Consider the following 26,416-nt stretch of genomic DNA (forward strand, 5'->3'; position numbering starts at 1 on the left):
TGGAAGTCTCCCTGATGCTCGGAGCGGAAGAATCGGCCCCGGAAGGACTCGTGCGGGGGCATTCTGAGAGCGAGCCTTCCGACGGAGCTGACCATGGCCGTTTTGTTGATAGCCGAGGACGACGAGGACATCGCCCGCGTGCTGGTCCGGGTCTTCAAGCGGGCCGGACTGACTGTGCTGCGCGCGAGCGACGGGCAGGCGGCCCTCGAGATGATCCTCCTGGAGCGGCCGGACGCCGTCCTCACCGATCTCGGCATGCCACGGATGGACGGCTGGGCGCTGATCGAGGCGGTCCGCGGCCACCCCGAGGTCCAGGACACCCCGATGGCGATCCTGAGCGGCCACCTGCATCCGGGTGATCCGCGCGCGGAGACGGCCAAGGTCTGCGCGATCCTGCTGAAACCCTGCCCCAACGACCGCCTCCTGGCGACCATGACCGGCCTGATCGAGGCCGGCCCGCACGGCCACGACTCCACCCAGGTCAGCTGTTATAGCGATATGCCGGTTTCAGTATGAAATCAGGATTATCGGGGTAAGTCGGCGAGCGGCCGTGACGACGGCCGGGGGCCGGAGGAATCGGGGCGCGTCATGGTGGTGCTGGACGAAGCGGTGCTGGGCAACCCCGTCCGCCTGGAAGCGGTGGACCGGGCTCTGCACACCATGCCCGGCCACGTCTCCCGCCTCGACGACGTCGCCTGCCTGGCCGCCCGGCTCCTCGACGCCCCGATGGCGACGGTGACCCTGGTCGGCGGCGAGGAGGAGTTCTTCGTCGGCACGTACGACATGCCGGAGCGCCTGGTCGCGCCGCGCCGGGCGCCGCTGGCGTACTCGGTCTGCAAGTACATCGTCTGCGCCGACCACCTGGTGCTCTCGACGAACATGTCCGCCGAGCCGGACGAGTCGCTCTGCAAGCACCTGCTCGGGCTGGAGTTCGGCATCCATTCCTTTCTCGGCGTGCCGGTCCGCGACGCCGACGACCGCCCGCTCGGCTCGCTGACCGTCCTCGACCGCCGCCCCCGGCAGTGGACCGACGCGCAGGCGGCCACGCTCATGACGATCGTCGAGACGCTGATCGCCCGCAGCGGCGTGCCGTCGGGCGCCGCCGTCACACCGGACGACGGCGCGTTCCTCGGTGCCCTGCTGGAGACCATGGACGCCGCCGTCGTCGCCTGCGACCGGACCGGCCGTGTCGTGTACGCCAACCGGGCCATGCGCGACGCCCGCGGGCTCCCGGTGGACGGGCCGCTCCCGGAGGACTACCACCGGCAGACGCCCGTCGTCCTGCAACACGCGGATCGCCGGCCGATGCTCTGGGAGAACACCCCGATGATCCGGGCGCTGCGCGGCGAGCGGATCTCCTCGGAGGACGTGTACACCCACGTGCCGGGACACCGTGCGCGTGTCTTCGACACCACCGCCCGGCCCGTACACGGAAATGGCGGCGAGCTGCTCGGTGCGCTGGCCGTCGCGCACGAGGTCACCGCGCTGCGCCGGGCCGAGCGGTTCCGCGCCTGCCACCTGGCCGTCGAGCACGTCCTGAAGAACTCCGGGTCGGTGGCCGAGGCCGCGCCGCATGTCCTGCAGGCGGTCACCACCACGCTCGGCTGGCCGGCCGCCGAGCTGTTCCTCATCGACGAGACCGGTGGCAACCTCCAGTCCGTGGGGCACTGGGACGACGCGGGACTCGAACCGGCCGGCTTCTTCGGCCACATCCCGGTGCGTGGCCAGGGCATCACCGGGCGGGTGTGGGCGAGCGGGCGGGCGATCTGGGTGCCGGACATCGGCGTCAGCCGCGATCTGCGTACGGCGTACGAGCGCCAGCGCGTGGACGTTTGCCTGCGCCGAGGGGTGCGAACGGCGCTCTCCGTCCCGGTCCGCGACGGCGGGTCGCTGCTCGGCGTCCTGACCTGTTACGCCGGCACCGAGGAGTACGAGCCCGACCTGCTCACCGTGCTGCTCGACGGTGTCGCCGCGCAGATCGGCGTCTTCGTCGCCCAGCGCCGGTGCGAGGAGCTGGCCCGTCAGCTGGCCCGCGCGCAGGGTGACTTCGTCGACCTGGTCGGGCACGAGTTGCGTACCCCGCTGACCGCGATCACCGCGAACGCGACCATCCTCGCCGAGGAGGCCTCCGGCCTGGACGCCGACTGCCGGCAGATGGCCCGGGCGGTCGCCCGCAACGCCGCCTCCCTGCAGCGGATCGCCGACACCCTGCTGGACCTGGCCGGCCTCGACTCCGGCCATCTGGTCCTGGACATCCAGCCGGTCGACCTGCCCGCCCTGATCATCGAGGCCGCCACCGCGGCGCGCCGGGCCGCGGACCGCCTGACCCTGGTCACCGAGCTGCCCGGCGAGCTGCGTCTGCCCGCGGACGCCGACCGGCTGCGGCAGGTGGTGGACGACCTGCTCTCCAACGCGGTCCGGTACAGCCCACCGGGCGCACCCGTGCACGTCACACTCCGCGCCGACGACACGATGGCCGACCTGTGCATCGCCGACGGCGGCATCGGCATGCCGGCCACCGAGCGGGCCCGGGTCTTCGACCGCTTCTACCGTGGCAGCAACGTCCGGCATCAGGGCCCGAGCGGCAGCGGTCTGGGGCTGAGCCTGGCACGCGCCATCGTGCTGCTCCACGGCGGCACGATCCGGCTGGCCGAGAACCGCCCGGCCGGCACAGTCGTCTGCGTCCGCCTCCCCCTGGCCGGCCCACCGAAGGCGGGCTGAGCCTTTTCAGGCCGCTCGGCGGCGGTCCCAGGCGTCCAGCAGCGCGGTCGCCTTCAGAGCCGTGTTGATGCCCAGCCAGCGGGCCGGCTCCGGCTCCCAGCGCCGGGAGCGGTGACCGACCCAGGGCAGCGACGTCAGCGGGCTCTCGTGCCCGGAGATCAGGTCGGCGAGGGTGCGCCCGGCCAGGTTGGCGGCCGCCACGCCGTCGCCGACGTAGCCGCCGCCCCAGGCGATGCCGTCGCGGAGACCGACCGACGGCATCCAGTCGCGGGGGATGCCCAGCGGCCCGCCCCAGCGGTAGGCGATCGGCGGATCGATCTCGAAGAGCTCGGTGAGGGTGCGGCGCAGCGCGTCGAAGACCTCCGGTACCCGGTCGAACTCCGGGCGGACACGGGACCCGAAATGGTACGGCGCGCCGCGCCCGCCGAAGGCCAATCTGTCGTCGGCGGTGCGCTGCCCGTAGATGATCATGCGGCGCTCGTCGGTGAAGGTCTCCCGGCGGGCCAGGCCGGCGCGCTGCCAGAACTCGCCGGGCAGCGGCTCGGTGGCGATCATCAGCGAGTAGACCGGTGCCAGGTTGCGCCGGTGCCCCTGAAGGTCGGCGGTGTAGCCCTCCAGCGCGCGGACCACCGTGCTCGCCCGAATCGTGCCGTGGTCGGTGACGACCCGGCCGCGTTCCAGGCGCAGCGCCCGGGTGCCCTCGTGAATGGTCACGCCGAGCCGCTCGACGGCGGCCGCCAGCCCGCGGACCAGCTTCGCCGGGTGCAGCGAGGCGCAGTGCTCGCTGTAGACGCCACCGAGCACACCGGTGGCGCCGCAGATCGCGCGGGCCTCGTCGGCGCCGACGAAACCCTCCGACCCGCGGGCGCGGCGCAGCTGCGCGGGGGAGCGGACCAGGGAGATGGTGCCGCCCTTCGCGTAGTCGCAGTCGATGCCCTCCTCGGCGGCGGCCCGCCCGACCTCGTCGACCGCGCCCTCCAGCGCGCGGTGCATGGCCGCCGCGCGCTGTGCGCCGTACCTCCGGGTGAGCCGCGCCTCGGAGACCGGGAACAGGCCGGACGCCCAGCCGCCGTTGCGGCCGGACGCCCCGAACCCGCAGAACTCCGCCTCGACGACCACGATCGTCAGATCGGGCGCCGCCTTGGCGAGGTAGTACGCCGTCCACAGTCCGGTGTACCCGCCGCCCACGATCGCCACGTCGGCGCAGGCGTCACCGGGGAGCGGGGGGCGCCTCCCGATCGGGCCGAGCGAGTCCAGCCAGAACGAGGGCGCGGTGGTGCTCATTATCGGGTTCCCCAGGCGTAGGTCTGTTTCGCGAGCTTCAGGTACATGAAGGTGTCGGTCGCGGTGACTCCCGGGACCGACCGGACCTTCTCGTTGAGCAGGTCGAGCAGGTGCTCGTCGTCGGTGCAGACCAGCTCGACGAGCAGGTCGTACCGACCGGCGCAGATCACCACGTAGTCGACCTCCGGTATCGCCGCGATCTCGTCGGCGATCGCGCGGAGGTCACCGTTGACCCGCAGGCCGACCATGGCCTGGCGGGCGAAGCCCAGTGTCAGCGGGTCGGTCACCGCGACGATCTGCATCAGGTCGTTGTCGAGGAGCCGCTGCACGCGCTGGCGCACGGCGGCCTCGGAGAGCCCGATCGTCTTGGCCAATGTCGCGTACGACATCCGCCCGTCCCGCTGAAGGTGCTCGATGATCTGCTTGTTGATCTCGTCCAGGGCAACGTCCGTCACGCCGTGATTCTTCACCACGGGCTCAGCCGAACGAAGCACGGAGGATCTCTATGCCTCGATCGAGGTCCTCGTCGGAGATCACCAGCGGTGGCAGGAAGCGGAGCACGTTGCCGTACGTCCCGCAGGTCAGCGTCAGCAGCCCGGCCTCGTGGCACGCCTTGGAGATCGCGGCGGTGCGTGCCGGGTCGGGCTCGACGGTCCCCGGCTGAACGATCTCGACGGCGAGCATGGCGCCACGCCCGCGCACCTCCCCAACCGCTTTATCCGAAATTTCGGATAAAGCGGGTTTTAGGCGCGACTCGATGCGCCGTGCCGCAGCTGCCAGATCCAGCTCACGCATCGTCTCGATGGCGGCGAGGGCCGCGGCACAGGCCACCGGATTCCCGCCGTAGGTCCCACCCAGCCCGCCGACGTGCACCGCGTCCATCAACTCGGCCCGGCCCACGACACCGGCGATCGGCAACCCGCCGCCCATCCCCTTGGCCGTGGTGACCAGGTCCGGCTCGATTCCCTCGTGCTCCGACGCGAACCACTGCCCGGTCCGGCAGAACCCGGTCTGGATCTCGTCGGCGATGAACACGGCTCCGGCCGACGCCGTCCACGCCGCGATCGCCGGCAGGAACCCCGGCGCGGGAACCACGAAACCGCCCTCGCCCTGGATCGGCTCGATCAGCACGGCCGCCACGTTGCCGGCGCCCACCTGCTTCTCGATCACGTCGATCGCCCGGCGGGCCGCCTCGGCGCCGCTGAGCCCGCCGTCGCGCAGCGGGTACGACATCGGCGCCCGGTACACCTCCGGCGCGAACGGCCCGAACCGGTGCTTGTACGGCATGTTCTTCGCCGTCAGCGCCATCGTCAGGTTGGTCCGGCCGTGGTACGCGTGATCGAACACCACGACCGCCTGCCGCCCGGTGGCGTGCCGCGCGATCTTGACGGCGTTCTCCACCGCCTCGGCGCCGGAGTTGAACAGCGCGGCCCGCTTCTCGAACGTGCCCGGCGTCAGCTCGATCAGCTGCTCGCAGACCGACACGTACGACTCGTAGGGCGCGACCATGAAGCACGTGTGAGTGAACTTCTCCACCTGCTCGCGGACCGCCGCCACCACTTTCGGCGCCGCATTCCCCACGTTGGTGACCGCGATACCGGAGGCGAAGTCGATCCACTCGCGGCCTTCGATGTCGGTGAGCGTTCCGCCAGCGGCATGTCCGACATATGACGAAATAGTGGAGCTAACGCCGCGAGCAACTGCGGCAAGCCGGCGCTTGTGCAGTTCTTCCGAGGCGGTCATCAGGCACCCACGGCGTGCATGACGTGCTTGATCCGCGTGTAGTCCTCGAACCCGTACATCGAGAGGTCCTTGCCGTGCCCGGAGTGCTTGAACCCGCCGTGCGGCATCTCGGCGACCAGCGGGATGTGGCAGTTGACCCACACGCAGCCGAAGTCGAGCCGCTGGGTCATCCGCATCGCGGTGCCGTGGTCGCGGGTCCAGACACTGGAGGCGAGTGCGTACTCCACCCCGTTGGCGTAGCGGACCGCCTCGTCCTCGTCGGTGAACTTCTGCACGGTGATGACCGGGCCGAACACCTCGTTCTGGATGATCTCGTCGTCCTGGCGCAGGCCGGACACGACGGTGGGGGAGTAGAAGTAGCCCCGGTCGCCGACCCGGGCACCGCCGGCCTGCAGGACCGCGTGGTCCGGGAGACGGTCGATGAAGCCGCTGACCCGGGCGAGCTGGTTGGCGTTGTTGACCGGGCCGTAGAGCACGTCCTCGTCGTCCGGCGCGCCGGTCCGGATCTCGCGGGCCTGCGCGGCGAGCGCGGCGACGAAGTCGTCGTAGGCGCCGGGGCCGACGAGCACCCGGGTGGCCGCGGTGCAGTCCTGCCCGGCGTTGAAGTAACCGGCCTCGGCGATCGACGCGGCGGCCGCCTCGATGTCGGCGTCGTCGAAGACCACAACCGGGGCCTTGCCGCCCAGCTCCAGGTGGGTGCGCTTGAGGTCGGCCGCGGCGCTGCCGGCCACCTCCATGCCGGCCCGGACCGAGCCGGTGATCGAGACCATCTGCGGGGTGCGGTGGGTGACCAGGGCGCGGCCGGTGTCCCGGTCGCCGAGCACCACGTTGAACAGGCCGGCCGGCAGGAACTCGGCGGCGATCTCGGCGAGCATCACGCTGGTGACCGGCGTGGTGTCGGACGGCTTGAGCACGACGGCGTTACCCGCCGCGAGCGCCGGCGCGATCTTCCACATCGCCATGAGCAGCGGATAGTTCCACGGGGTGACCTGGGCGCACACGCCGACCGGCTCGCGGCGCACGTAGCTCTCGAAACCGTTCATGTACTGCCCGGCGGAGCGGCCCTCCAGGACCCGGGCGGCGCCGGCGAAGAAGCGCAGGTGGTCGATGGCCGGCGGCAGCTCCTCGCTGGCGGTCAGGCCGAGCGGCTTGCCGGTGTTCTTCGACTCGGCGGCGACCAGCTCGTCGGCGCGGGCCTCGATCGCGTCGGCGAACTTCAGCAGCGCGCGCTGCCGGTCGCCGGGGGTGGTGTCGCGCCACTGCTCGAACGCGGCCGACGCGGCCCGCATGGCCCCGTCGACGTCCTCGGCGCCGGACACCGGAGCGGAGGCGAACACCTCGCCGGTGGACGGATCGATGAGATCCTCGTAGCGTCCCTCGACGGGCGCGACCGCCTCGCCGTTGACGAAGTTGTGCAGTGACGTCTTGGCGGTCATGCGGCCTCCAGCCGTGGTATCAGTGCATGCGGCCCCATCTTTTCCGCTGAATCCGTGGCGAACAAGAGGGCTGAGGCAATTTTCCGCAGCTTTAACTTTGGCGCCGAACGGCCAGAAGTGCGACGTCGTCGGTCGGCTGCTCCACGCCCGCATCCGCCATGACCGTAACGCAAACCGTCTCCGCCGGTGCCGCGCGAACCGAGTTGATCAAGCGGTGCACGCCGACGTCGATGACCCGGTCGCGGCGTTCGACGAGACCGTCGGTGTAACAGAGCAGAATGCCGCCGGGAGGAAACTCCAGCGTGGCGTTGCGGCGGGCGCCGGCCGCCCGGCCGATCCCGAGCGGCGGGTCGACCGGGAAGCTGACGAGGCAGGCCTCACGGCCCGGCTCGGCCAGGACCGGCATCAGGTGCCCGGCCGAGGAGATCACGATGCGGGTCCGGTCCGGGCTGATCATGGCGTACAGCGCGGTGGTCAGGCTGCCGGCTTCGAAGTGCCGGACCTTGCGGTCCAGCAGGGTGAGTGCCGCGGCCGGGTCGTCACAGATGAGAGCGTACGCGCGAAGCGCGCTGCGGATCCGTCCCATCACCACCGCGGAGGCGAGCCCGTGTCCCGAGACGTCACCGATCACCACGCCGAGCCAGCCGGAGGGCAGGAGGAAGACGTCGTACCAGTCGCCGCCGATGCCGACCACGTGACCGGGCACGTAGCGGGCGGCCATCTCCACGCCCGGTGCCTCGGGCAGGCGCGCCGGGAGCAGGCTGCGCTGCAGTGCGAGGGCGGCTGCCTGTTCCATCTTGGCCGACCGGATCCGCCCGGCTGTCCCGGCCCGGTCGGCGGCCAGCTCGAGGAGCCGCACGTCGTCGTCGCCGAACGAGCGCCGGGACAGCGTTCCGACGTGCAGCACTCCGACCAGGTCGCCACCCGCGATGATCGGCACGCCGAGCAGGGACCGGATCCCCTTCTCCACCAGGATCGGGTGGAGCACGTCCTCGCCGGTGACGTCGGTCAGCCGCACCGGCGCGCGGGTGGCGGCGACCCGGCCGGCGAACCCGTGGCCGACCGCGACCCGGAACCCGGCCCGGACCTCCTCCTCCAGACCCTTCGCCGCGGTCGCGACCAGCTGCTGGGCGTGCACGTCCAGCAGCAGGATCGCGGCCGTGTCGACGTCGAGCAGGTCGCGGACCCGGTCGAGCAACTCGTCGAGGAGATCGGAGACGTCGAGCCGGGACAGTGTCGCATCAGTGATCGCTTCGAGCCGGCGCAGGCGCTCGTCGTCATTGATGCGTCGGGGCACACCGAAAGCCTAGTGTCCGGAGCCCGGCGCGGGACGTCACCGCCTGTCACGAATCGGCGTGGACCACCTCCACCGGGGTCGCCAGCCGGCGGCCGGACCCGGTCTCGCGGGTCTTGCCGGTGAGGGTGACCGATCCCGTACAGGGCAGATCGGCCGCCGAGGTGCCGACGGAAATTCGCAGCTCACCGGCGTCCACGATGCGGCGCAGCGCACGGCCGGTGTAGGCGGTGCGGTCGGTGTGCACGCGGAACGTCACGTCCGCGGCGGCGCCGGCGGCCAGCTCGACCCGCTGGAACCCGGCCAGCTGAATCACCGGACGGGTGACCTCGGCGACCGGGTCGGTCAGGTACAGCTGGACCACCTCGGCGCCGTCGCGGGCACCGGTGTTGGACAGTCGCACGGTCACGGTGAACTCGCCGTCGGTCGGCACGCTGGTGTCACTGATCCGCAGGTCGCCCACGGCGAACGTGGTGTACGAGCGGCCGTGGCCGAAGGCGTACAGCGGGGTGGGGTCGAGGTTGCTGACACCCAGGTGCACGGCACCCAGACGCGGCTGCAGGTAGGTGCCCGGCTGTCCGCCCGGGTGGCGGGGGATCTGCACGGGCAGCTTGCCGCTCGGCTGGACGCGGCCGGAGAGCACACCGGCGATCGCGGCGCCGCCCTCCTCGCCCGGCATGAAGGCCTGCACCAGACCGGCGGTGCGGCCGGCGAACTCGCCGAGCGCGTACGGCCGGCCGGAGACCACCACGACGACCACGGGCTTGCCGGTCGAGAGAAGCGCTTCGACAAGATCAGCCTGCACACCGGGCAGCCGCAGGTCCGCGGCGTCGCAGCCCTCGCCGGAGGTGCCCTCGCCGAACATGCCCGCCAGGTCGCCGACGAAGGCGAGGCAGACGTCGGCGGACTCGGCGGCGGCCACCGCCGCGGCGAAACCGGACCGGTCGTCGCCCCGGACCGGGCACCCCGCCTCGTAAACGATCTCCGAACCCGGCAGCTCGGCCCGCAGCGCGGTCACCGCGTCGGGCATCTCGATGCCGTCCTCGACACCCGGGTAGCGGGGCAGGACGTGGTTCGGGAAGGCGTAGCAGCCGAGGAACGTCCGGGCGTCGGCCGCGGTCGGGCCCACCACGGCGATCCGGGCCGGGCCGGCCAGCGGCAGCGCGGTGCCGGCGTCGAGCAGCACGACCGACTTCTCGGCCAGCTCGCGGGCCAGGGCGCGGTTGCCGGCCGAGTCCAGGTCGAGCTCCGCCGCGCCGGCCACCGTGCTCTCCGGCGTCCAGCCCTCGTCCAGCAGGCCGAGCTCGGCCTTCTGGAGCAGCGCGCGACGGGCGGCGCGGTCCACGTACGCCTCGTCCACCTCGCCGCTGCGCACCCGGCTGACGAGGTTGTCGCCGTAGCCGATGGTGTCCGGCAGCTCGACGTCGATGCCGGCGGTCAGCGCGAGGACACCGGCGTGACCGGCGTCGGCGGCGACACCGTGGTTGCCGGACAGGAACGGCACGGCCCAGTAGTCGGAGACGACCGTGCCGGTGAAGCCCCACTCGTCGCGCAGCAGCTCGGTGAGCAGCCACGGGTCGGCGCCGGCGGGCACGCCGTCGATGTCGGAGTACGAGTTCATCACCGAGCCGGCTCCGGCCTCCAGAACCGCGGTCTCGAAGGGCGGCAGGATCACGTCGAGCAGCTCCCGGCGGCCCATCGGCACCGGGCCGTGGTTGCGGGCGCCCCGCGAGGCCGAGTATCCGGCGAAGTGCTTGAGCGTGGCGATGATGCCGGCGCCCTGCAGCCCGCGCACGTACGCGGCGGCGACCCGGGACACCAGGTACGGATCCTCGCTGATCGCCTCCTCGACCCGGCCCCACCGGTAGTCGCGGACCACGTCGAGCACCGGCGACAGACCCTGGTGTACACCAAGTGCCGACATGTCGCGGCCGATTGCGGTGGCCATTCGCTCGATCAAGTCGGGATCGAAGGTTGCCCCCCAGGCGGTGGCGGACGGGTATACGGTCGCACCGTACGCCGTGAAGCCGGTCAGGCACTCCTCGTGGACGAGGGCCGGGATGCCGAGCCGGCTCGAGGCCATCACGATGCGCTGCTGGCGGATCAGCTCGGCGGTGCCCTCGGCGATGGTCACCGGGTAACTGCCATATATCCGGGTCAGGTGGCCGAGACCGTGCCTGCTGGCCTCCTCGAGAGCGGGGGCACCGGTGAACTCGTCCTCCATCGGAGCCACGTTGTGGCTCTCCTCCGGTTCCGGACCGGCGGCGCCGGTGGCGCCCTTGTCCTTACCTATCCACCGGCTGCCGAGCTGTGCCACCTTCTCCTCGAGCGTCATCTCGGCCAGAAGAGCCTCGACCCGCTCGGCTACCGGAAGGTCGGGGTCGCGCCAGGGCCGGGGCGCGTGTTCTGTAGTCAACGGTTCCTCCGATAGTTTCCGAAAGTTTCGGGCGCCGCCGGACCTCGGCGGACAGCCCGCACCGGGCCCGCGTCCGGGTGCACTCGCCGCATACTCTCACGGTCTGAGCACTGTTACGGCAAGGGTCTTGACACTCGTCACAGCGAAACCCTACGTTTACGAAACCTCGCGTTAATTTGCAGCCTCTGATCGAAACTTTCGAAACTTAACCGGTTTTGGAAGGATCTGGGCAGGACATCGCCATATCACCAGCCGCTCCCGGCGGCTTCTTCGAGTACGGAGATCAGCGTGAAGCGCAGGAGTTTCCTCACCCTCTCCGCCGGTGTCGGCGCGGGAGCCGCCCTCGCTGCCTGCGGCAACGACGGCCCTTCCGGCAGTGGCACCAGCGGCACCGGTGGTGGGTCGGCAAGTTACTGGTCGCTGAGCGGCGAGCCCGGCCAGCCGTACCGGCAGGCCGCGATCGACCGGTTCAACAAAGCTAACCCCGACAGCAAGATCACCCCGACGTTCTTCCAGAACGACGCGTACAAGGCGAAGATCAAGACCGCGCTCGGCGCGAACCAGGCACCGACCCTGATCTGGGGCTGGGGCGGCGGCGGTCTCAAGAGCTACGTCGACGCCGGCCAGGTCGAGGACCTGACCGACTTCTTCGCCCAGAACGCCGCGGCCAAGGACAAGATCCTCCCGTCCTCGTTCGGCGCCGCCACCGTCAACGGCAAGATCTACGCGATGCCGGTCGAGACGGTCCAGCCGATCGTGCTGTTCTACAACAAGAAGGTCTTCGACCAGGTCGGTGTCACGCCGCCGCAGACCTACGGCGACATCCTCGACCTGATCCCGAAGTTCAACGCCAAGGGCATCGCGCCGTTCTCGCTCGCCGGCCAGTCCCGGTGGACGAACATGATGTGGCTCGAGTTCATGCTCGACCGCCAGGCCGGCTCCGAGGTGTTCGACAACGTGTTCGCCGGCAAGGCGGGCTCGTGGTCCGACCCGGCCGTGCTCGACATGCTGACCAAGGTCCAGGACCTGGTGAAGCAGAACGCGTTCCAGAAGGGCTTCGCCTCGACGGTCGCCGACACCAACGCCGACCAGGCCCTGCTCTACACCGGCAAGGCCGCGATGATGGTGCACGGCTCCTGGTCGTTCGGCATCCAGAAGGCCAACGGTGGCAAGTTCGTCGCCGACGGCGGCCTCGGCTGGATGAACTTCCCGCCGATCGACGGCGGCAAGGGCGACCCGACCAACACCGTCGGCAACCCCGGTCAGTACCTGTCGCTGTCGTCGAAGGCGACGGATGCCGACAAGGAGACCGCGAAGAAGTTCTTCTCCACCACGCTCGTCGACGACGAGGAGAAGGCCGGCTGGGTCAAGTCCGGCGGCGTTCCGGTGATCAAGGGTGCCGAGAGCCTGTTCACCGGCGACGACGCGCAGTTCCTCAAGGACATGGCCACGATCGCGGCGGGCGCCAAGACCTTCGCGCAGTCGTGGGACCAGGCGCTGAGCCCGACCGCGGCCGAGGTGCTGCTGGACAACATCGCCAAGCTGTTCCAGCTCCAGGTCACCCCGCAGCAGTGGGTCGACAACATGAACGGGGTCATCGGTAAATGACGACGCTCGCTCCGCCCGTCGTGCGCGGTCAGGAGCCCACCAGATCCAGCGGCGGGCGGAGCGGCTCCGTCGTTTGGATGGCCCTGCCGGCGTTCTTGATGTTCGTCTTCTTCGGGATCATCCCGCTGTTCGGCGTGATCGCGCTCAGCTTCGCCACGTGGAACGGCATCACGCCGACCATCGAGTTGACCGGCCTGGTCAGCTGGAAGGCGGCTCTGAGCGACCCGAACCTGCCCAACGCGATCTGGGTCACCTTCGTGATCATGATCTTGTCGTGGGCGGTGCAGACCCCGATCTCGATCCTGCTCGGTGTCTTCATGGCCCGGCAGAGCCGTTACCGAGGGTTCCTGTCTGTCTTCTACTTCATCCCGCTGCTGCTCAGCTCCGCGGCCATCGCCATCACCTACAAGTCGCTGCTCGACCCGAACTTCGGGCTCGGCGCCGGCCTCGGGATCGAGGCGCTGAACCAGAACTGGCTCGGTGAGGCGAAACTGGCCATGGCCACGCTGATCTTCGTGGTGTCCTGGCAGTTCATCCCGTTCCACTCCCTGATCTACCAGGGCGCGGTCCGGCAGATCCCCACGTCGATGTACGAGGCGGCGCAGATCGACGGCGCCGGCCGGCTGCGGCAGTTCTTCGGGATCACCCTGCCCCAGCTCAAGTACACGATCATCACCTCCTCGACGCTGATGGTCGTGGGCTCGCTGACGTTCTTCGACCTGATCTGGGTGCTCACCGCCGGCGGCCCCGGCGACTCCACCCGCGCTCTCGCCGTGCAGATGTACCAGCAGGGTTTCCAGGCCAGCCTGATGGGCCCGGCCAGCGCGATCGCCGTCATCCTGGTCCTGGTCGGCCTCGCTCTCTCGTTGCTGCTGCGGCGACTGGGCGGACGCGCCGACGAGAGCCAGCTGGAAGGAGCCTGAGATGGCGACGATGACCCCACAGGCTCGCCAGCAGGCCACCCGGCCACCGGCGTCGCACGCGCCGCGCCGGTCGACCGGCCGCCGCCTGCGCGAGATGAACTGGATCGGTGGCAGCTTCGGCTGGGTCTGGCTGCTGATCGTGATGCTGCCGCTCTACTGGCTCGTCATCACCAGCTTCAAGACCCAGGCCAACTACTTCTTCACCAACCCGCTGAAGCCGCCGTCCGAGTTCACCCTGGAGAACTACCAGCTGGTGATCGAGAGCAACTTCACGCGGTTCTTCCTGAACAGCGTCATCGTGACGGCGGGCGCGGTCCTGCCGGCCACGCTGATCTCGTTCATGGCGGCGTACGCGATCGTCCGCGGCGCCGGCAACCGGTTCCTGAAGACCGTCAACGGCATCTTCCTGATGGGCCTGGCGATCCCGCTGCAGGCCGTGGTCATCCCGGTCTACCTGATCATCATCAAGATGGAGCTGTACGACACGCTCCAGGCGATCATCCTGCCGTCGATCGCGTTCGCCATCCCGCTGTCGGTGCTGGTGCTGGGCAACTTCATCCGCGACGTCCCGAAGGAGCTCTTCGAGTCGATGCGGATGGACGGCGCCACCGAGTGGGGCACCATGTGGCGGCTCGCCTTCCCGCTCACCCGTCCCGCCCTGGTCACCGTGATCATCTACAACGCGGTGGGCATCTGGAACGGCTACCTTCTGCCGCTGATCCTCACGCAGAGCCCCGACCAGGCGACCATCCCGCTCGCCCTGGCGTCGTTCCAGACCCAGTTCGGCGTGAACGTCCCGGCCATCGCCGCGTCGGTCACGCTCACCACGGTCCCGATCGTGCTGCTCTACGCGATCGGCCGCCGCCAGCTGGTCAGCGGTCTGACCGCCGGCTTCGGCAAGTAGCACCCGGCGTGTGGAGTTCGGGTGCGCTCCGCGCCCGAACTCCACACGCGGGTCTCAGCGCGCCGGTGCGGTGCTCTCCCGGACCATCAGCTTCGTGACCAGCTCCACCCGAGGGGTCTCGATGGACTCGCCGCGCGACAACCGCAAAACGGTACGCGCGGCGAGCGCCCCCATCTCGGCGAGCGGCTGACGGATCGTGGTCAGCGGGGGCGAGGCCCACTGCGACTCCGGCAGATCGTCGAACCCGACCACGCTCAGCTGCTCCGGCACCCGCATGCCCCGCCGCCGGGCTGCCTCGCAGACACCGAGCGCCATCAGGTCGCTGGACGCGAAGACCGCGGTGGGCGGATCGGCAAGGTCGAGCAGCCGGCAGCCGGCCACGAAACCCGACTCGTGCCGGAAGTCCCCGGTCTCGATCAGCGCCTCGTCCGCCCGGATCCCGGCCGCCTCCAGCGCCGCCCGGTAACCGTCAAGACGGGCCCGGCTGCACAGCAGGTTCTTCGGCCCGGCGACGAACCCGATCCGCCGGTGCCCGAGCGACAGCAGATGATCCGTGGCGGTCCGCCCACCGGACCAGTTCGTCGCGCCGATCGTCGGCACATCCGAGGCCGCACCGCCGGCCGGGTCGATGATCACCACGGGGACCTTGAGCCGGTGCAGCTCGTTGTGCACCGGCTCGGCCACGTCCGAGGTCACGAAGATGACGCCGTCGGACGCCCGGGCCCGCAGATTCTGCAGCCACTGCCGGGTGGCGGTGGTCCGCCGGTGCACCTGCGAGACCACCGTGCCGACCCCGGAGGCGTGCGCGACGTCCTCGACGCCGCGGATCAGCTCCAGGGCCCACGGGCTGTCCAGATCGTTGAAAACGAGGTCCACCAGACGGGCCCGGCCGGAGTGCCGAGAGTTGCGGGGCCGATAATCGTGCTCACGCAGCAGCCGCTCGATCAGCTCACGCGTCTGCGGCGACACGTCAGAACGACCGTTGAGCACCCGGGACACCGTGGGCACGGACACCCCGGCGGCCTCCGCGATGGCAGCAATCGTTACGCGTTGCCTGGCCACGGCCATGGGAGCGCTCCTTACCGCCGGTCCATTCGTCTGGAAGTTTCGGACCTGGCAACGAAATCATGCCATGTCCGCGCCCTACGCGGAGAACCGGGGAATGACCTCCTCCTGGAAGCGCAGCAGCGGCTCGTGGTCGTACGCCACCCGCGGGAAGTAGACGATGGCGTAATCGGCACCCGCCTCGGCGATCCGCTCCAGCCTGGCGATGTGGTCCGCACTCGAGTCGGCCAGGTTCACGTTGAAGCTCGTGGACTTGACGATCCGGTCGTAGTCGCGCTCCTGGCGCTCACAGTGCTGCCGCAGAATCGCCAGCTTGTCCCGGATGATCTGCGGGTCGCCGGCGCCGACGTTGCAACCGTCCGCGTACTGCGCCACCAGCTTCAGCGTCACCTTCTCACCACCGCCACCGATCCAGAACGAGGGATGCGGCTTACGCACACCCTTGGGCTCGTTGATCGGCTGATCGATCCTGTAGTGCTTACCGGCGAACACCGGCCGGTCCTCGGTCCACATCTTGTGCACGATCTGCACCGCCTCCCGGAACGCGGCCATCCGCTCCGGAACGTCGGCCCACTCGTATCCGTAGGCCTTCCACTCGTGCTCGTACCACCCCGCGCCGATCCCCGCGTAGAGCCGCCCCTTGCTGGCCACGTCAACGGTGGAGGCAATCTTGGCGTACAGCGACGGATGCCGATACCCGTTGCACCCGACCATCTGCCCGATGTTCACCCGCGTGGTGTCCCGCGCCAGCGTCGCACTGACCGTCCAGGCCTCGAACGTCGTGTTCATGGTCGGCTCGGGCGTCGTGTGAAAGTGGTCGTAGACCCAGACGGAGTCCCACGGCCCCGCGTCAGCCAGCTTCGCCACCGCGGTCATCGCCTCGTACTGCTCGACCGGATCGGCGATCTCGGTCAGATCCATCCGCCACCCTTGCGGCACGAAAACCCCGAAACGCATGCTCATGAGATCAACTTACGCCGCCCTTCAGGACAACACGGCGTCGGCGATCGCGGCCACCATCTCTGGACGGAACCGGGCGAGATCCGGCACCGCCTCCAGCCAGTCCTCCTCAGCGAGGGCGAGAGCGAACATCCGGTCACGGGGCCCGGCGTCCGCGAATCCGACAGCCAGCCGGGTGTAGAACCTGGTCCGAGCCTCGCTGTGCGGAATCGCGTGAACAGCAGCCAGGCAATCGTCGAACAGATCAGGACGTAGGGCGAGCAGGCTGATCATGATGCTGGCTCGGACCCCCGGGTCAGGATTGTCGAGCCGCCGGTCGAGCAGCGCGTCGAGGGCGGCGGCGGTAACGAGATCACCTGCTGCGCCGACCAGCGCAGCGATGCGCGCGACGACCTGTTCAGGGCGCATCGCGGTGCCAACGGGCTCGGCGAACTCAAGCATCGTAGAGCTGGGGTACCAGAAGGCCCGAAGCTCGGTAAGCGAGACAGCGAGGTCCCACTCGCCGCATTCCGCCGCAGCCAACGCCAACGCCCGGTAGGCGTGCGGCGCCGGAGGACGCCCGGTCACCGGTAGGTGGCGGATCAGTTTCACCAGCCGGCGGAAGTCCCGGAGTTCACGCGTGGACGAGCGGGCGCAGGCCATGGAGACGAGAGCCATGAGCCGATAGCCGGGTTCGTTGATCTCCGCTACGACGGCTTCGCCGAAATTCGGATCACCGCCGGCGGCGGCCAAGGCGATCAACCGGGCCAATAGTTCGTCCCGATGCCGCTCGTCGGTGTCGGTTCGGACAATCGCCAGAGCCTCGTCGAATTCACCGCCTCGGGCCAGAGCCATCGCGATCATCAGCTCGGACGTGCGGCGTTTGCGCGCTGAGCGGAACCTGGATGCGAGCCGGCGAGCGCGGGCAACCTCTCCCGCGGCAGCCTCGGCCGCGACCACGTCGATGGTCAACGATCGCGCGCTGCGGCCTCGGAACTCGGCGGCCAGGCTTTCCGCGCGATCAAGATCCCCCGCGCGGACGAGCGCGTCGATCAGCTGGACGGTCGCATCGGCGACCCACCCGGCGTGGCCTCCCTCGACAGCCGCCCGGAACAGAGCTTCGGCGCGGTGCGGGTCACCCGCGTCAGCGGCCGCGGTTGCGATGTCCATCGCCAGGGCGCCCCGCTCGCTGAGCCGCTCGACAGACTCGAACAACGCTTCGGCCCGAGGGAAGTCGCCGCTGCGCGCCAGTGACCGGATCAGCACCCGTCTCAACTGCTCTGACCAGTTCGCTGCCTCGGCAAAACCGTCGATCGAGGACTGCACGAGTCCGGCCAAGTTTGCCGCGCGGGAATTGTCACCGGCGCGCGCCAGTTCCTCCGCCAAACTTGCCAGCATCCCCGTGGATCCGGCCAGTTGTTCCGACTCGGCCAGCAATCGCTCGGCAGTCTCCGGCTCCGCCAACGTGTTCCAGAGGAACGCCAGTCTGGCCAGTGGAACCACTCTGTCCGGCTTCCACCCGATGGCGCGCACTTGCTGCTCGGCGACATGCAGCACCTCACGGCGGCGCCGATCGTCACGACGGTGATGGGACCAGTGCTTCCTCAACTTGTGGTAGAAGTCTGTGCGGCTGTCCCAGGTGACGATCTCCGCCGTGTCGTCCATGACCCGTTCCAGAAGATCGCTGACGTCGTGCCCTTGACTCTCAGCCCAGAGGGCCAGGTCAAGGAGCGCGGGAGCGCGGTCGCTGGGGTGCCGCAGATCTTCGGCCAGGCGCCGGGCGGTCTCGTTGCGGCCTGCCGGTCCGCCTCTCACCATCACGTCGATTCTGGCGGCGTGAGCCATCGCCGCCGCTTCCTCGTCCATCATAAATTGGTGAACCGCCGGATCCCAGGTCCCGGGAATCGGATCCATATGCGGTGCCGTCTTGATCAGATGCCGGGCCACGTCGGCATGCCTGATGGCTTCGTCGCCACGGCCCGAGCAGGCGATGGAGTCCGCAAGTAAGAGGTGCAATTTAGCCCGCTTCACGTTGTATATGACGTTCTCCACGGCGCCAACCGTCCGCCGAACCAGTTCCTCGGGCAACTCACCGCCAGTTACAGCCCCCCGCGTCAAGTCCACCCATGCCGCCGCGCGGAGCTCGTCATCGGTGATGAGTTCGGCGATCTTCTCGCCTTCCGCGAGGTATCCCGCTTCCGCCAGAGCTCGCACCAGATGAGCGGCTGTCTTGGCGCGGCTGCGGAGTGGTGCCGACCGCACGGCCACCTCGGCGTGGTCGGGATGACCGAGCCGGACCATGGTCGCGGCGAGTTCGACCGGAATCTCGGCGTTGCGTGTCACGATCCGCAGGCGGGACAGCGCCAGGTCGGCCATCAGGCCGAGCGGCGGGAACTCCGACGCGGCGACCACCCGCTGTGCCGTTGCGATCTGGTTGAGCGCCAGGGTGTCCGAGCCGTACATCTGGCGGATCCGGTCCTGCCGTCGCTGATCGACCGCCAGTGACACGGTCCCCGCCAGGTCACCATCGGCCGCCACCAGCTGGAAGTAGTCCTGCAGCAGGTAGCCCGGTGTGCCCTCCGGCCAGGACCGGTCGCGGTAAAGGTCGTTCCAGCGGGACAGCCGGTTGCGGTGCTTGTTCAGCAGCCGGTCGCCCAGCAGGGATTCGGACATCTCCCGTAGCTGGTCGTGAGCGATCAGGTAGGAGCCGGTGTCGCCGCGGCGAGTGAAGGCACGGCCCCCGACCGTACCCATGCAGGCGTCGATTTCGGCGGGCCGGGCACCGGCCAGTTCAGTGAGGTCGGATCGGGACAGGCCGCCGCCGGCAACGGTCATCAGGCCGAGCAGCCGGCGTTCGGTCCGGGTGCCGTTGAGCAGCCGGCGGATGTCGCGTTCGGCGTCGGCCCGTATGGTGCGCCCGTGTGCCGAGCCGCCAAGAGGCCGGACCACCGCCGGATCTCGCAGCGGGTGTTCGTCCATGACGTCCGCGGGCAGCGGGAGTGGCCGGCCACTGACGATGACGCGGAGGCCGTCGGGTGGCCTGGCGGGGAGCATTCCGGCGATGCTGTGGCCGCCCTCCGGCCACCTGCTGTGGTCCTCGTCCAGACCGTCCACCAGCAGTACCAGCCGTTCGCCGATGCTTCGGCACTGCTCGACGGCTGCGGTGAGCAGGTCGAGGAAGGCGATGTCGCGGACCGATTCGCTGAACGGAGGCGCCGGCTGTGTCCCGGCCAGATCAGCCAGCTGGGCACCGACGACATCGGTGAACGAGTAACGGTTGTTCATGGCCGCCACGCGTCCGGTGACGAAGAACGCCACCACCTTCGCGCCGGCCGGCGGGTGCAGGGCGAACCACGACATCAGTGCGGTCTTCCCGGCCCAGGGAGGGGCTTGCCACCATGCGTACGCCGGTCCTTCGTCCGCGATGCAGAAAGCGGTCAGTTCAGCCAGCTCAGTCTCGCGGCCACGCAGCTCATCCGGTGCGAGTGTCTGCCGCACCCACGAGCGGTACATTCCGCTGCCCAATCCACCGGTGGGCGGTGCCGCCACGTTGACGTTCACCTGCAAGCCGTGGTTCCCGACCTGAACACCGGCGGACTGGGAGATGACTACGCGGCTCCTTTCACCGGGGTTCGGCTCGCTGTCCCGATGCGCGGTCATGGTCAGCCGACGGTGTCGGTCGTGCCTGGGCCACAGTGGTCATTCATAGATCCATCATTACGCAGTGCTGTGGTCCAGTCACAGGCCCGGATGGCGGATGGTCCGCATCACCCGGCGGGGCGCCGGCGGCCAATCCTACTTATCCTATCGGCTATGACCTGTTGCACGCCGCCGTCCGGCGATCGCCCGGCGCTCACCCTGGTTCCGACGCACCTGGCCGGCGGCGGGACCCATCCCATCGAGCAGATCACGGTCCCGGCCCAGACCTTCGCGATGGGTGACGCTCACGGCGACGGCGCGAGCGCCGATGGGGAAAAACCAGTCCATGATGTACGCGTAAACGCCTTCACCCTCGACGCCACCTCGGTGACGGTCGCCGCCTTCCGGGCGTTCGTGGCCGCGACCGGCTACCGCACCGAGGCGGAGTCGTACGGCTGGTCCGCCGTCTTCCACCTCGCGCTGACCGACCCCGATCACGTGGCCGGCCGCATGCACGGAACGCCCTGGTGGCTCGGCGTCGAGGGAGCCGACTGGGCACGCCCCGGCGGCCCCTCCGATACGGCTGTCGACGACCACCCGGTCGTCCACGTCAGCTGGAACGACGCCCGCGCCTACTGCTCGTGGGCCGGCCGCCGCCTGCCGTCCGAGGCCGAGTGGGAGTGCGCCGCCCGCGGTGGCCTGCCGTCCCGGCGTTTCCCCTGGGGCGACGAGCTCCCCGCCGGCGGCCACGCCCTCAACATCTGGCAGGGGGACTTCCCGGTCCGCAACACCGAGGACGACGGGTTCCTCACGACCGCACCGGTCCGCACGTTCGAACCCAACGCGTACGGACTCTGGCAGCCCGTCGGCAACGTCTGGGAGTGGTGCGAGGACTGGTTCGCACCGGACTATTACGCGATCTCCCCGCTCGACGACCCCCGCGGGCCGTCCGGCGGCACCGCCAAGGTCATCCGCGGCGGCTCCTACCTCTGCCACGACTCCTACTGCAACCGCTACCGCAACGCCGCCCGCTCCGCCAACACCCCCGACTCGTCTACGGGAAACATGGGCTTCCGGACAGCGGGACCGGCACTCACAGCATGACAGTGCCAACGGCTGGACCCCCCTCCCCGCGCCGGCCCACCCACCCCGCGCCCGCTCAGCTCGCCGCACTCGCCCGGCACCGCCCCACTTCCCGTCCTGACCCCCTCTCCGCGCCGGTCCTCTCCCGCCGCAGATCGAGCGCGCCCGTGCGCGCCAGAGGCGGTCACAGCGCCCAAGGTCCACGGGTGGTGAGGGCGGGCAGGCGCCGGGAAGCGCGTGGGTGCCGGACCGTCTGCGGCAAACCGGGCGCAACGCCCAGATCGTGACCGTACGGTTGGAGACGGGGGAAACCATGAGTGCTTTCTTCAACGACCTGGGTGTACGTCACAAGATCGGTGCCGTCATCGTCATCGGCGTGCTGGTCGCGATCGTTTCCGGCATCCTGGCGAATCGTGCCCTCAGCCGGGCCGCGGCCGCCGCCGACGAGCTGTACCACGAGAACATGGCCAGCGAGACAGCCCTCGCCGACCTGCAGACCATGGCTGTGCAGACCCGCCTGGATCTGGCCAACCTGCTGATCTCGCAGACGCCCGCGGAGGACGACAAGTACGAGGCGGCCGTCAACGACAACCTCTCCGCCTTCGACGGGCTGCTGGACGCCTATCACGCTACCGAACCCGCCGCCGAGGGCGCGCTGATCGCCGCGCTGGAGGCCGACTGGCAGGCATACGCGGACATCGTCACGAGCAAGCAGATCGTCAACGCGCGCAACAACGCGTACGTCACGTTCGCCCGGGTCCGCGACGACGAGACCTCGAAGCTGATCGCCCAGGTGAACGAGACGTTCGCGGCACTCGGCGAGGCCGAGTCCTCCGACGCCGCCGGCACCGCCGCCGGAGCCGAGACCACCCACGTCACCAACCGAAACATGATCATCGCCGTCGGCGTGGCCGGGACGCTCCTGTCCGTCGCCGTCGGGGTTCTGGTGATCAAGTCGGTGGTCGGCGCACTCACCCGGGTCAAGCGGGTCTGCGAGGCCCTCGCCGAGGGCGATCTGACCCTGCGCACCGGCCTGACCAGCGGGGACGAGCCGGGCCAGATGGGCCGGGCGCTCGACGCCGCGGTGGAGAACCTGCGCGGTACCGTCGCGACCATCGACCGTTCCGCGAGCGACCTGGCCGGTGCCGCCGCCGAGGCCGACGCGGTCACCACCGAGATAGCCGGTTCGGCCGAGCAGACCACCAGTCAGGCGCAGACCGTCTCCGCCGCGGCCGAGGAGATCTCGCGCAGCGTCGACACGGTCTCCGCGGGCAGCGAGGAGATGGGCGCCTCGATCCGCGAGATCTCCCAGAACGCCACCGAGGCCGCCCAGGTCGCCGGGGAGGCGGTCTCCCTGGCCGCCAGCACCTCCCGGACCATGAACCAGCTCGGCGCCTCGTCCGCCGAGATCGGCAACGTGATCAAGGTGATCACGTCGATCGCCGAGCAGACCAACCTGCTCGCCCTGAACGCGACCATCGAGGCCGCCCGCGCCGGCGAGCTGGGCAAGGGTTTCGCGGTGGTGGCCGGCGAGGTGAAGGAGCTGGCCCAGGAGACCGCCCGCGCCACCGAGGACATCTCCCGCCGCGTCGAGGCCATCCAGGCCGACACCAGCGGCGCGGTGACCGCCATCGAGGAGATCAGCCGCGTGATCGGCCGGATCAGCGACTTCCAGACGACGATCGCGTCCGCCGTCGAGGAGCAGACCGCCACCACGGCCGAGATGAACCGGAGCGTCACCGAGGCCGCCACCGGGACCGGCGACATCGCCCGCAACATCACCGGCGTGGCCGAGGCGGCCCGGTCGACCAGCGAGGGCGCCGCCCGGTCCCGCCAGACCACCGCCGAGCTCACCCGCATGTCCGGCGACCTCTCCGCCCTGGTCAGCACGTTCCGCTACTGATTCGCCGAGGGACTGCCGCGTAGCGTTCACGGCATGACTGAGCCGCAACTGCTTTCCGCGTTCGCCGGGCACTGGACGGGCGAGGGCACCGGGGTGACGGTGATCCTGCCGCCTCCGGGCACCGTCGGCTCCGGTGAGGTGCGCGGTGGCGCTCCGGCGACCCGTGAGTTCGCGCTGCTCGAGCCGACCCGGCTGGTGGACCGGGTGGACGCCGTCGTGCTCTCCGGCGGTTCCGCGTTCGGGCTGACCGCGGCCGACGGCGTGATGACCCTGCTGCGCGAGCGAGGCCTCGGCTTTCCCACACCCGCCGGTCCCGTGCCGATCGTCGTCGGCATGTCGATCTTCGACGGATCCGTCGCAACAGCGCCACCGGGTGCCGGTGCCGGGCGCGATGCCGCCGTTGCGGCACTGCGTGGAGATCTTTTCAGCAGGGGTACGGTCGGAGCCGGCACCGGCGCGTCAACCGGCAAGTGGCGCGGTCACCCGGCGCCCGGGGGTGTCGGCTGGGCCCGGGGCAGCGCCGGCGCCGCCCAGGTCGCGGTGGTCGCCGTGGTCAACGCGTGGGGCGACGTGCTCGGCGAGACCGGCCGCCCACTGTTCGCCGGTCCACCGGTGACCCGCCCGCACACCCCGCTGGGCCTGGAGAACACCACGATCGCCGTGGTCCTGACCGACGCCAGGCTCACGAAGTCCGACTGCTACCTGCTGGCCCAGAGCGGCCACACCGGCTTCGCCCGCGCCCTGCACCCCGCACACTCCCGCTTCGACGGCGACGCCGTGGTCGCCCTGGCCACCGGCGAGGCGGGCCCCGACGTGGACCTCGACCTCCTCCGAGCCGCCACCACGGAGATAACCGCCGACGCCATCCGCTCCGCCGTCTGAACCGCCGGGGCCGGCGGCGGGCCGCGCCGGACCGGCCACCCGGACCGCGAGGGCAGAGCGACCGTTCTCGCTGTCGGAGGGGTTGACGCGTACCTTTGAAGATCTTTGGTGTTATGACTGTGGGATGTTGGTTGACTTCACCGCGCCCGTGGCCGCCTCGCCCGCCGAGGTGGAAGCGGCGGCTGTCTCCGCCGAGCAGGTCGGCTATGACGGGTTCGCGGCGGCTGAGACGCGGCACGACGTCTTCACGACGCTGGCGCTCGTGGCGCGGGCCACGACGCACATCACGCTGCAGTCCGGGATCGCGGTGGCGTTCGCGCGGAACCCGATGAATGTCGCGGTGCTCGCCAACGACCTGCAGCTGATCTCCGAGGGGCGGTTCCGGCTGGGGCTCGGGTCGCAGGTGAAGCCGCACATCGAGCGGCGGTTCGCGATGCCGTGGAGCAGGCCGGCGGCGCGGATGGAGGAGTTCGTGGCGGCGCTGCGGGCGATCTGGCGCACCTGGGCGACGGGGGAGCGGCTGGCGTTCCGCGGCGAGTTCTACCGGCACACGCTGATGACCGACTTCTTCAGCCCGGGACCGAATCCGTTCGGCAATCCGCCGGTCGAGCTCGCGGCCGTGGGCGATCTGATGGTCCGTGCCGCCGGGCGGGTCGCGGACGGGCTGCTGGTGCATCCACTGACCAGCGCGGACTACCTCGGCGAGCGGATCCTCCCGGCACTGCGGGAGGCGCGCGGCGGCAGTCTCGACGGGTTCAGCCTGGCGATGAGTGCGATGGTGGTGCTCGGCGCCGACGAGCAGCAGCGGGCCCGCGCCGAGCAGGCCGTCCGCGGGCAGATCGCGTTCTACGCGTCCACTCCCGCATACCGTCCGGTGCTCGAGACGCATGGCTGGGGCGACCTGGCCGACCGGCTCAACGGCATGTCCCGCCGCCAGGCCTGGGCCGACATGGCGAACGAGATCACCGACGACGTGCTGGACGCCTTCGCGATCGCGGGCGACCCGGCCGCGGTGGCCGCGGGGCTGCACGACCGCTTCGGGTCCGCGATTGATCGGATTTCGCTATATACGCCCTATGAAGCGGACCGCTACCAGATGGCAGCGGTCCGGACGGCGTTGCGGAAGGACTAACCAATTTCGATCGAGTCGACCCGGTTCGGATAGAAGGCCACGTGTCCCTTGATCGCGGCCACCGGAGGGTACGGCTCCCGATACTCCCAAATCGCGTCGGTTGCCTTCTCGCCGCCGATCGGGATCGAGTAGTAGCTCGCGTCACCCTTGTACGGACAGTAGCTCTGCGTCGTCGTCGCCTCGAGGAGGGTCTGGTCGACGTCGGCGAGCGGGATGTACTGCACCGGCGGATAGCTCGCCTCCTGCAGCGTGACCGCATCGCGGGTGTCGGCCACGACCTTGCCGGCGACGGTCACGACGACCCGCTCACCGGTGGGCGTCACGGTGATCGGGTGAGCGGGTCCTGGTTCCAAACGCGGCTTCATGTTTCGACACTACTCGCGGTCGGTCCGGAGTCCGGCCGTGTGCGAGGTGGGCGCTACGGTGATCGGGTGAGTACTTCCGCGATCGATGCGGCCGTCGCCGCCGGGATCGAGCACGACGTCGTCCGGCACGGGCCGGTGAACAGCGTCACCGAGGCCGCCGCCGCGCAGGGTGTCGAGTTGCGCGACCTCGTCAAGACGCTGGTGGTGCGCCGGGCCGAGGACGACTACCTGTTCGTGCTGGTCCCCGGCGACCGGGTGATCTCCTGGCCGAAACTGCGCACCCTGCTCGGGGTCAGCCGGCTGTCGATGCCGGACGCCGCCACCGCCAGGGACGCCACCGGATACGAACGGGGCACGATCACCCCGTTCGGCTCGGCGCGCCCCTGGCCGGTGATCGCCGACGAGCTGGCCCGCGGTCGCGTGATCAGCCTCGGCGCGGGGCAGCGTGGGTTGGCGCTACGCCTCTCCGCCGACGACGCCATCAAGACACTCGGCGGCTCCTTCGCCGACGTGACCGAGGACGCCTAGCAAAAACCCGCCCGAACCCCACACGGTTGGTTGTCGACGGTTTGGTGTGTGGAGTTGGGGTGTGGAGTGGGGCCGAACTCCACACACGGGTCGTCAACCACCTTGGGCTTGACCCGATTCGACGGACAGGGTCGATGTGTTGATCTGTTTAAGCTGTGTTGAGGGGCGGTAGCGGTGGGGTGCTGGTGCCGGTCTCGTAGGCGGCTGGGCTGAGGTAGCCGAGGCTGGAGTGCCGGCGGCGGGTGTTGTACCAGCCTTCGATGTACTCGAATATCGCCTGACGGCAGGTTGCACGGGTGGGCCAGGCCTGCCGGTGGACAAGTTCGGTTTTGATCGTGGCGAAGAACGATTCGGCGACCGCGTTGTCCCAGCACTGGCCGCGCCGGCCGACCGACAGCCGCACCCCGTTGTCGCGGGCGAGGCGGGTGTGCTGGGAACTGGTGTATTGACAGCCGCGGATGCTCTCCTGTTTGTCAAGCGGCGGTTCGAGGTTTTGACCGGCGGGGTGGCGGGGTCGGCTGGCCGGGATTGAGCAGGTAGTAGATCTCGCG

At 69.8% G+C, this 26,416-nt stretch carries 21 protein-coding genes; 10 read left to right on the forward strand and 11 right to left on the reverse strand.

Annotated features, from left to right (window positions below; genetic code table 11):
* Positions 1-93: 93 nt before the first annotated feature.
* Positions 94-516 carry a response regulator gene (locus AB0M02_RS41640; RefSeq protein ID WP_364237869.1) on the forward strand — a complete coding sequence of 141 codons (423 nt, stop codon included), beginning with the start codon at positions 94-96 and terminating at the stop codon, positions 514-516.
* A gap of 72 nt (positions 517-588) precedes the next feature.
* A complete protein-coding gene (locus AB0M02_RS41645) occupies positions 589-2,721 on the forward strand; it encodes an ATP-binding protein (protein ID WP_364237872.1) in 2,133 nt (710 codons plus the stop codon).
* Between the two features lie 6 nt (positions 2,722-2,727).
* Here AB0M02_RS41645 and AB0M02_RS41650 read toward each other — a convergent pair whose 3' ends face one another.
* The 6 genes from AB0M02_RS41650 to AB0M02_RS41675 all read right to left on the reverse strand — a co-directional run bounded on the left by AB0M02_RS41650 (position 2,728) and on the right by AB0M02_RS41675 (position 10,894).
* Entirely contained in the window at positions 2,728-4,005 is a 1,278-nt protein-coding gene (locus AB0M02_RS41650; RefSeq protein ID WP_364237875.1) for an FAD-binding oxidoreductase, read from the reverse strand.
* On the reverse strand, positions 4,005-4,460 hold the full coding sequence (locus AB0M02_RS41655; protein ID WP_364237877.1) for an Lrp/AsnC family transcriptional regulator: 456 nt from the start codon (positions 4,458-4,460) through the stop codon (positions 4,005-4,007). Before AB0M02_RS41655 ends, AB0M02_RS41650 begins: the two co-directional genes overlap by 1 nt.
* Positions 4,461-4,482: 22 nt before the next feature.
* Positions 4,483-5,748 carry a 4-aminobutyrate--2-oxoglutarate transaminase gene (gene gabT, locus AB0M02_RS41660; RefSeq protein ID WP_364237880.1) on the reverse strand — a complete coding sequence of 422 codons (1,266 nt, stop codon included), beginning with the start codon at positions 5,746-5,748 and terminating at the stop codon, positions 4,483-4,485.
* On the reverse strand, positions 5,748-7,184 hold the full coding sequence (locus AB0M02_RS41665) for a gamma-aminobutyraldehyde dehydrogenase (protein ID WP_364237882.1): 1,437 nt from the start codon (positions 7,182-7,184) through the stop codon (positions 5,748-5,750). Before AB0M02_RS41665 ends, gabT begins: the two co-directional genes overlap by 1 nt.
* 91 nt (positions 7,185-7,275) lie before the next feature.
* A complete protein-coding gene (locus AB0M02_RS41670) occupies positions 7,276-8,481 on the reverse strand; it encodes a GAF domain-containing SpoIIE family protein phosphatase (RefSeq protein ID WP_364237884.1) in 1,206 nt (401 codons plus the stop codon).
* A 46-nt stretch (positions 8,482-8,527) separates the two neighbouring features.
* Positions 8,528-10,894 carry a glycoside hydrolase family 3 N-terminal domain-containing protein gene (locus AB0M02_RS41675; protein WP_364237886.1) on the reverse strand — a complete coding sequence of 789 codons (2,367 nt, stop codon included), beginning with the start codon at positions 10,892-10,894 and terminating at the stop codon, positions 8,528-8,530.
* A 288-nt stretch (positions 10,895-11,182) separates the two neighbouring features.
* Between AB0M02_RS41675 and AB0M02_RS41680 the strand changes: the two genes are divergently transcribed.
* The 3 genes from AB0M02_RS41680 to AB0M02_RS41690 are packed head-to-tail and all read left to right on the forward strand — an operon-like array spanning position 11,183 to position 14,329.
* Positions 11,183-12,502 carry an extracellular solute-binding protein gene (locus AB0M02_RS41680; protein WP_364237889.1) on the forward strand — a complete coding sequence of 440 codons (1,320 nt, stop codon included), beginning with the start codon at positions 11,183-11,185 and terminating at the stop codon, positions 12,500-12,502.
* Positions 12,499-13,425 (forward strand): sugar ABC transporter permease, encoded by a 927-nt coding sequence (locus AB0M02_RS41685; RefSeq protein ID WP_364237892.1) that lies wholly within the window; start codon positions 12,499-12,501, stop codon positions 13,423-13,425. The genes AB0M02_RS41680 and AB0M02_RS41685 overlap by 4 nt, the downstream gene beginning before the upstream one ends.
* 1 nt (position 13,426) lies before the next feature.
* A complete protein-coding gene (locus AB0M02_RS41690) occupies positions 13,427-14,329 on the forward strand; it encodes a carbohydrate ABC transporter permease (RefSeq protein ID WP_364237894.1) in 903 nt (300 codons plus the stop codon).
* Positions 14,330-14,383: 54 nt separating this feature from the next.
* Here AB0M02_RS41690 and AB0M02_RS41695 read toward each other — a convergent pair whose 3' ends face one another.
* The 3 genes from AB0M02_RS41695 to AB0M02_RS41705 form a co-directional block, all read right to left on the reverse strand.
* On the reverse strand, positions 14,384-15,397 hold the full coding sequence (locus AB0M02_RS41695; protein ID WP_364237896.1) for a LacI family DNA-binding transcriptional regulator: 1,014 nt from the start codon (positions 15,395-15,397) through the stop codon (positions 14,384-14,386).
* A gap of 75 nt (positions 15,398-15,472) precedes the next feature.
* Positions 15,473-16,357: an LLM class F420-dependent oxidoreductase gene (locus AB0M02_RS41700; RefSeq protein WP_364237897.1), complete on the reverse strand. Its 885-nt coding sequence runs from the start codon at positions 16,355-16,357 to the stop codon at positions 15,473-15,475.
* Positions 16,358-16,378: 21 nt separating this feature from the next.
* Entirely contained in the window at positions 16,379-19,882 is a 3,504-nt protein-coding gene (locus AB0M02_RS41705) for a hypothetical protein (RefSeq protein WP_364237899.1), read from the reverse strand.
* Positions 19,883-20,146: 264 nt separating this feature from the next.
* Here AB0M02_RS41705 and AB0M02_RS41710 point away from each other — a divergent pair, with 264 nt between their 5' ends.
* From AB0M02_RS41710 to AB0M02_RS41725, 4 genes are all read left to right on the forward strand, one after another.
* Positions 20,147-21,076 (forward strand): formylglycine-generating enzyme family protein, encoded by a 930-nt coding sequence (locus tag AB0M02_RS41710; protein WP_364237901.1) that lies wholly within the window; start codon positions 20,147-20,149, stop codon positions 21,074-21,076.
* Between the two features lie 292 nt (positions 21,077-21,368).
* Entirely contained in the window at positions 21,369-22,958 is a 1,590-nt protein-coding gene (locus tag AB0M02_RS41715; RefSeq protein WP_364237903.1) for a methyl-accepting chemotaxis protein, read from the forward strand.
* A gap of 33 nt (positions 22,959-22,991) precedes the next feature.
* The gene (locus AB0M02_RS41720) at positions 22,992-23,840 is read left to right on the forward strand and encodes a P1 family peptidase (RefSeq protein WP_364237905.1); all 849 of its coding nucleotides are present in this window, start codon (positions 22,992-22,994) and stop codon (positions 23,838-23,840) included.
* Positions 23,841-23,964: 124 nt separating this feature from the next.
* Positions 23,965-24,972: a TIGR03617 family F420-dependent LLM class oxidoreductase gene (locus AB0M02_RS41725; RefSeq protein ID WP_364237907.1), complete on the forward strand. Its 1,008-nt coding sequence runs from the start codon at positions 23,965-23,967 to the stop codon at positions 24,970-24,972.
* Here the strand turns inward: AB0M02_RS41725 and AB0M02_RS41730 are convergent.
* A complete protein-coding gene (locus tag AB0M02_RS41730; protein WP_364237909.1) occupies positions 24,969-25,337 on the reverse strand; it encodes a DUF427 domain-containing protein in 369 nt (122 codons plus the stop codon). The two genes, AB0M02_RS41725 and AB0M02_RS41730, sit on opposite strands and share 4 nt — an antisense overlap.
* 66 nt (positions 25,338-25,403) lie before the next feature.
* Here AB0M02_RS41730 and AB0M02_RS41735 point away from each other — a divergent pair, with 66 nt between their 5' ends.
* On the forward strand, positions 25,404-25,865 hold the full coding sequence (locus AB0M02_RS41735; RefSeq protein WP_364237911.1) for a YbaK/EbsC family protein: 462 nt from the start codon (positions 25,404-25,406) through the stop codon (positions 25,863-25,865).
* Positions 25,866-26,013: 148 nt separating this feature from the next.
* Here AB0M02_RS41735 and AB0M02_RS41740 read toward each other — a convergent pair.
* The coding region (locus AB0M02_RS41740; protein WP_364237913.1) for an integrase core domain-containing protein at positions 26,014-26,416 on the reverse strand (403 nt) is incomplete at its 5' end.

The organism is Actinoplanes sp. NPDC051861 (genome assembly GCF_040681145.1).
Classification (GTDB): domain Bacteria; phylum Actinomycetota; class Actinomycetes; order Mycobacteriales; family Micromonosporaceae; genus Actinoplanes.

Excerpts from the sequence above, each read along its gene's own strand:
- AB0M02_RS41640 (WP_364237869.1), top strand. The coding sequence starts at position 94 with ATGGCCGTTTTGTTGATAGCCGAGGACGACGAGGACATCGCCCGCGTG.
- AB0M02_RS41645 (WP_364237872.1), top strand. The coding sequence starts at position 589 with ATGGTGGTGCTGGACGAAGCGGTGCTGGGCAACCCCGTCCGCCTGGAA.
- AB0M02_RS41650 (WP_364237875.1), bottom strand. The coding sequence starts at position 4,005 with ATGAGCACCACCGCGCCCTCGTTCTGGCTGGACTCGCTCGGCCCGATC.
- gabT (WP_364237880.1), bottom strand. The coding sequence starts at position 5,748 with ATGACCGCCTCGGAAGAACTGCACAAGCGCCGGCTTGCCGCAGTTGCT.
- AB0M02_RS41665 (WP_364237882.1), bottom strand. The coding sequence starts at position 7,184 with ATGACCGCCAAGACGTCACTGCACAACTTCGTCAACGGCGAGGCGGTC.
- AB0M02_RS41685 (WP_364237892.1), top strand. The coding sequence starts at position 12,499 with ATGACGACGCTCGCTCCGCCCGTCGTGCGCGGTCAGGAGCCCACCAGA.
- AB0M02_RS41690 (WP_364237894.1), top strand. The coding sequence starts at position 13,427 with ATGGCGACGATGACCCCACAGGCTCGCCAGCAGGCCACCCGGCCACCG.
- AB0M02_RS41695 (WP_364237896.1), bottom strand. The coding sequence starts at position 15,397 with ATGGCCGTGGCCAGGCAACGCGTAACGATTGCTGCCATCGCGGAGGCC.
- AB0M02_RS41700 (WP_364237897.1), bottom strand. The coding sequence starts at position 16,357 with ATGAGCATGCGTTTCGGGGTTTTCGTGCCGCAAGGGTGGCGGATGGAT.
- AB0M02_RS41710 (WP_364237901.1), top strand. The coding sequence starts at position 20,147 with ATGACCTGTTGCACGCCGCCGTCCGGCGATCGCCCGGCGCTCACCCTG.
- AB0M02_RS41715 (WP_364237903.1), top strand. The coding sequence starts at position 21,369 with ATGAGTGCTTTCTTCAACGACCTGGGTGTACGTCACAAGATCGGTGCC.
- AB0M02_RS41720 (WP_364237905.1), top strand. The coding sequence starts at position 22,992 with ATGACTGAGCCGCAACTGCTTTCCGCGTTCGCCGGGCACTGGACGGGC.
- AB0M02_RS41725 (WP_364237907.1), top strand. The coding sequence starts at position 23,965 with ATGTTGGTTGACTTCACCGCGCCCGTGGCCGCCTCGCCCGCCGAGGTG.
- AB0M02_RS41730 (WP_364237909.1), bottom strand. The coding sequence starts at position 25,337 with ATGAAGCCGCGTTTGGAACCAGGACCCGCTCACCCGATCACCGTGACG.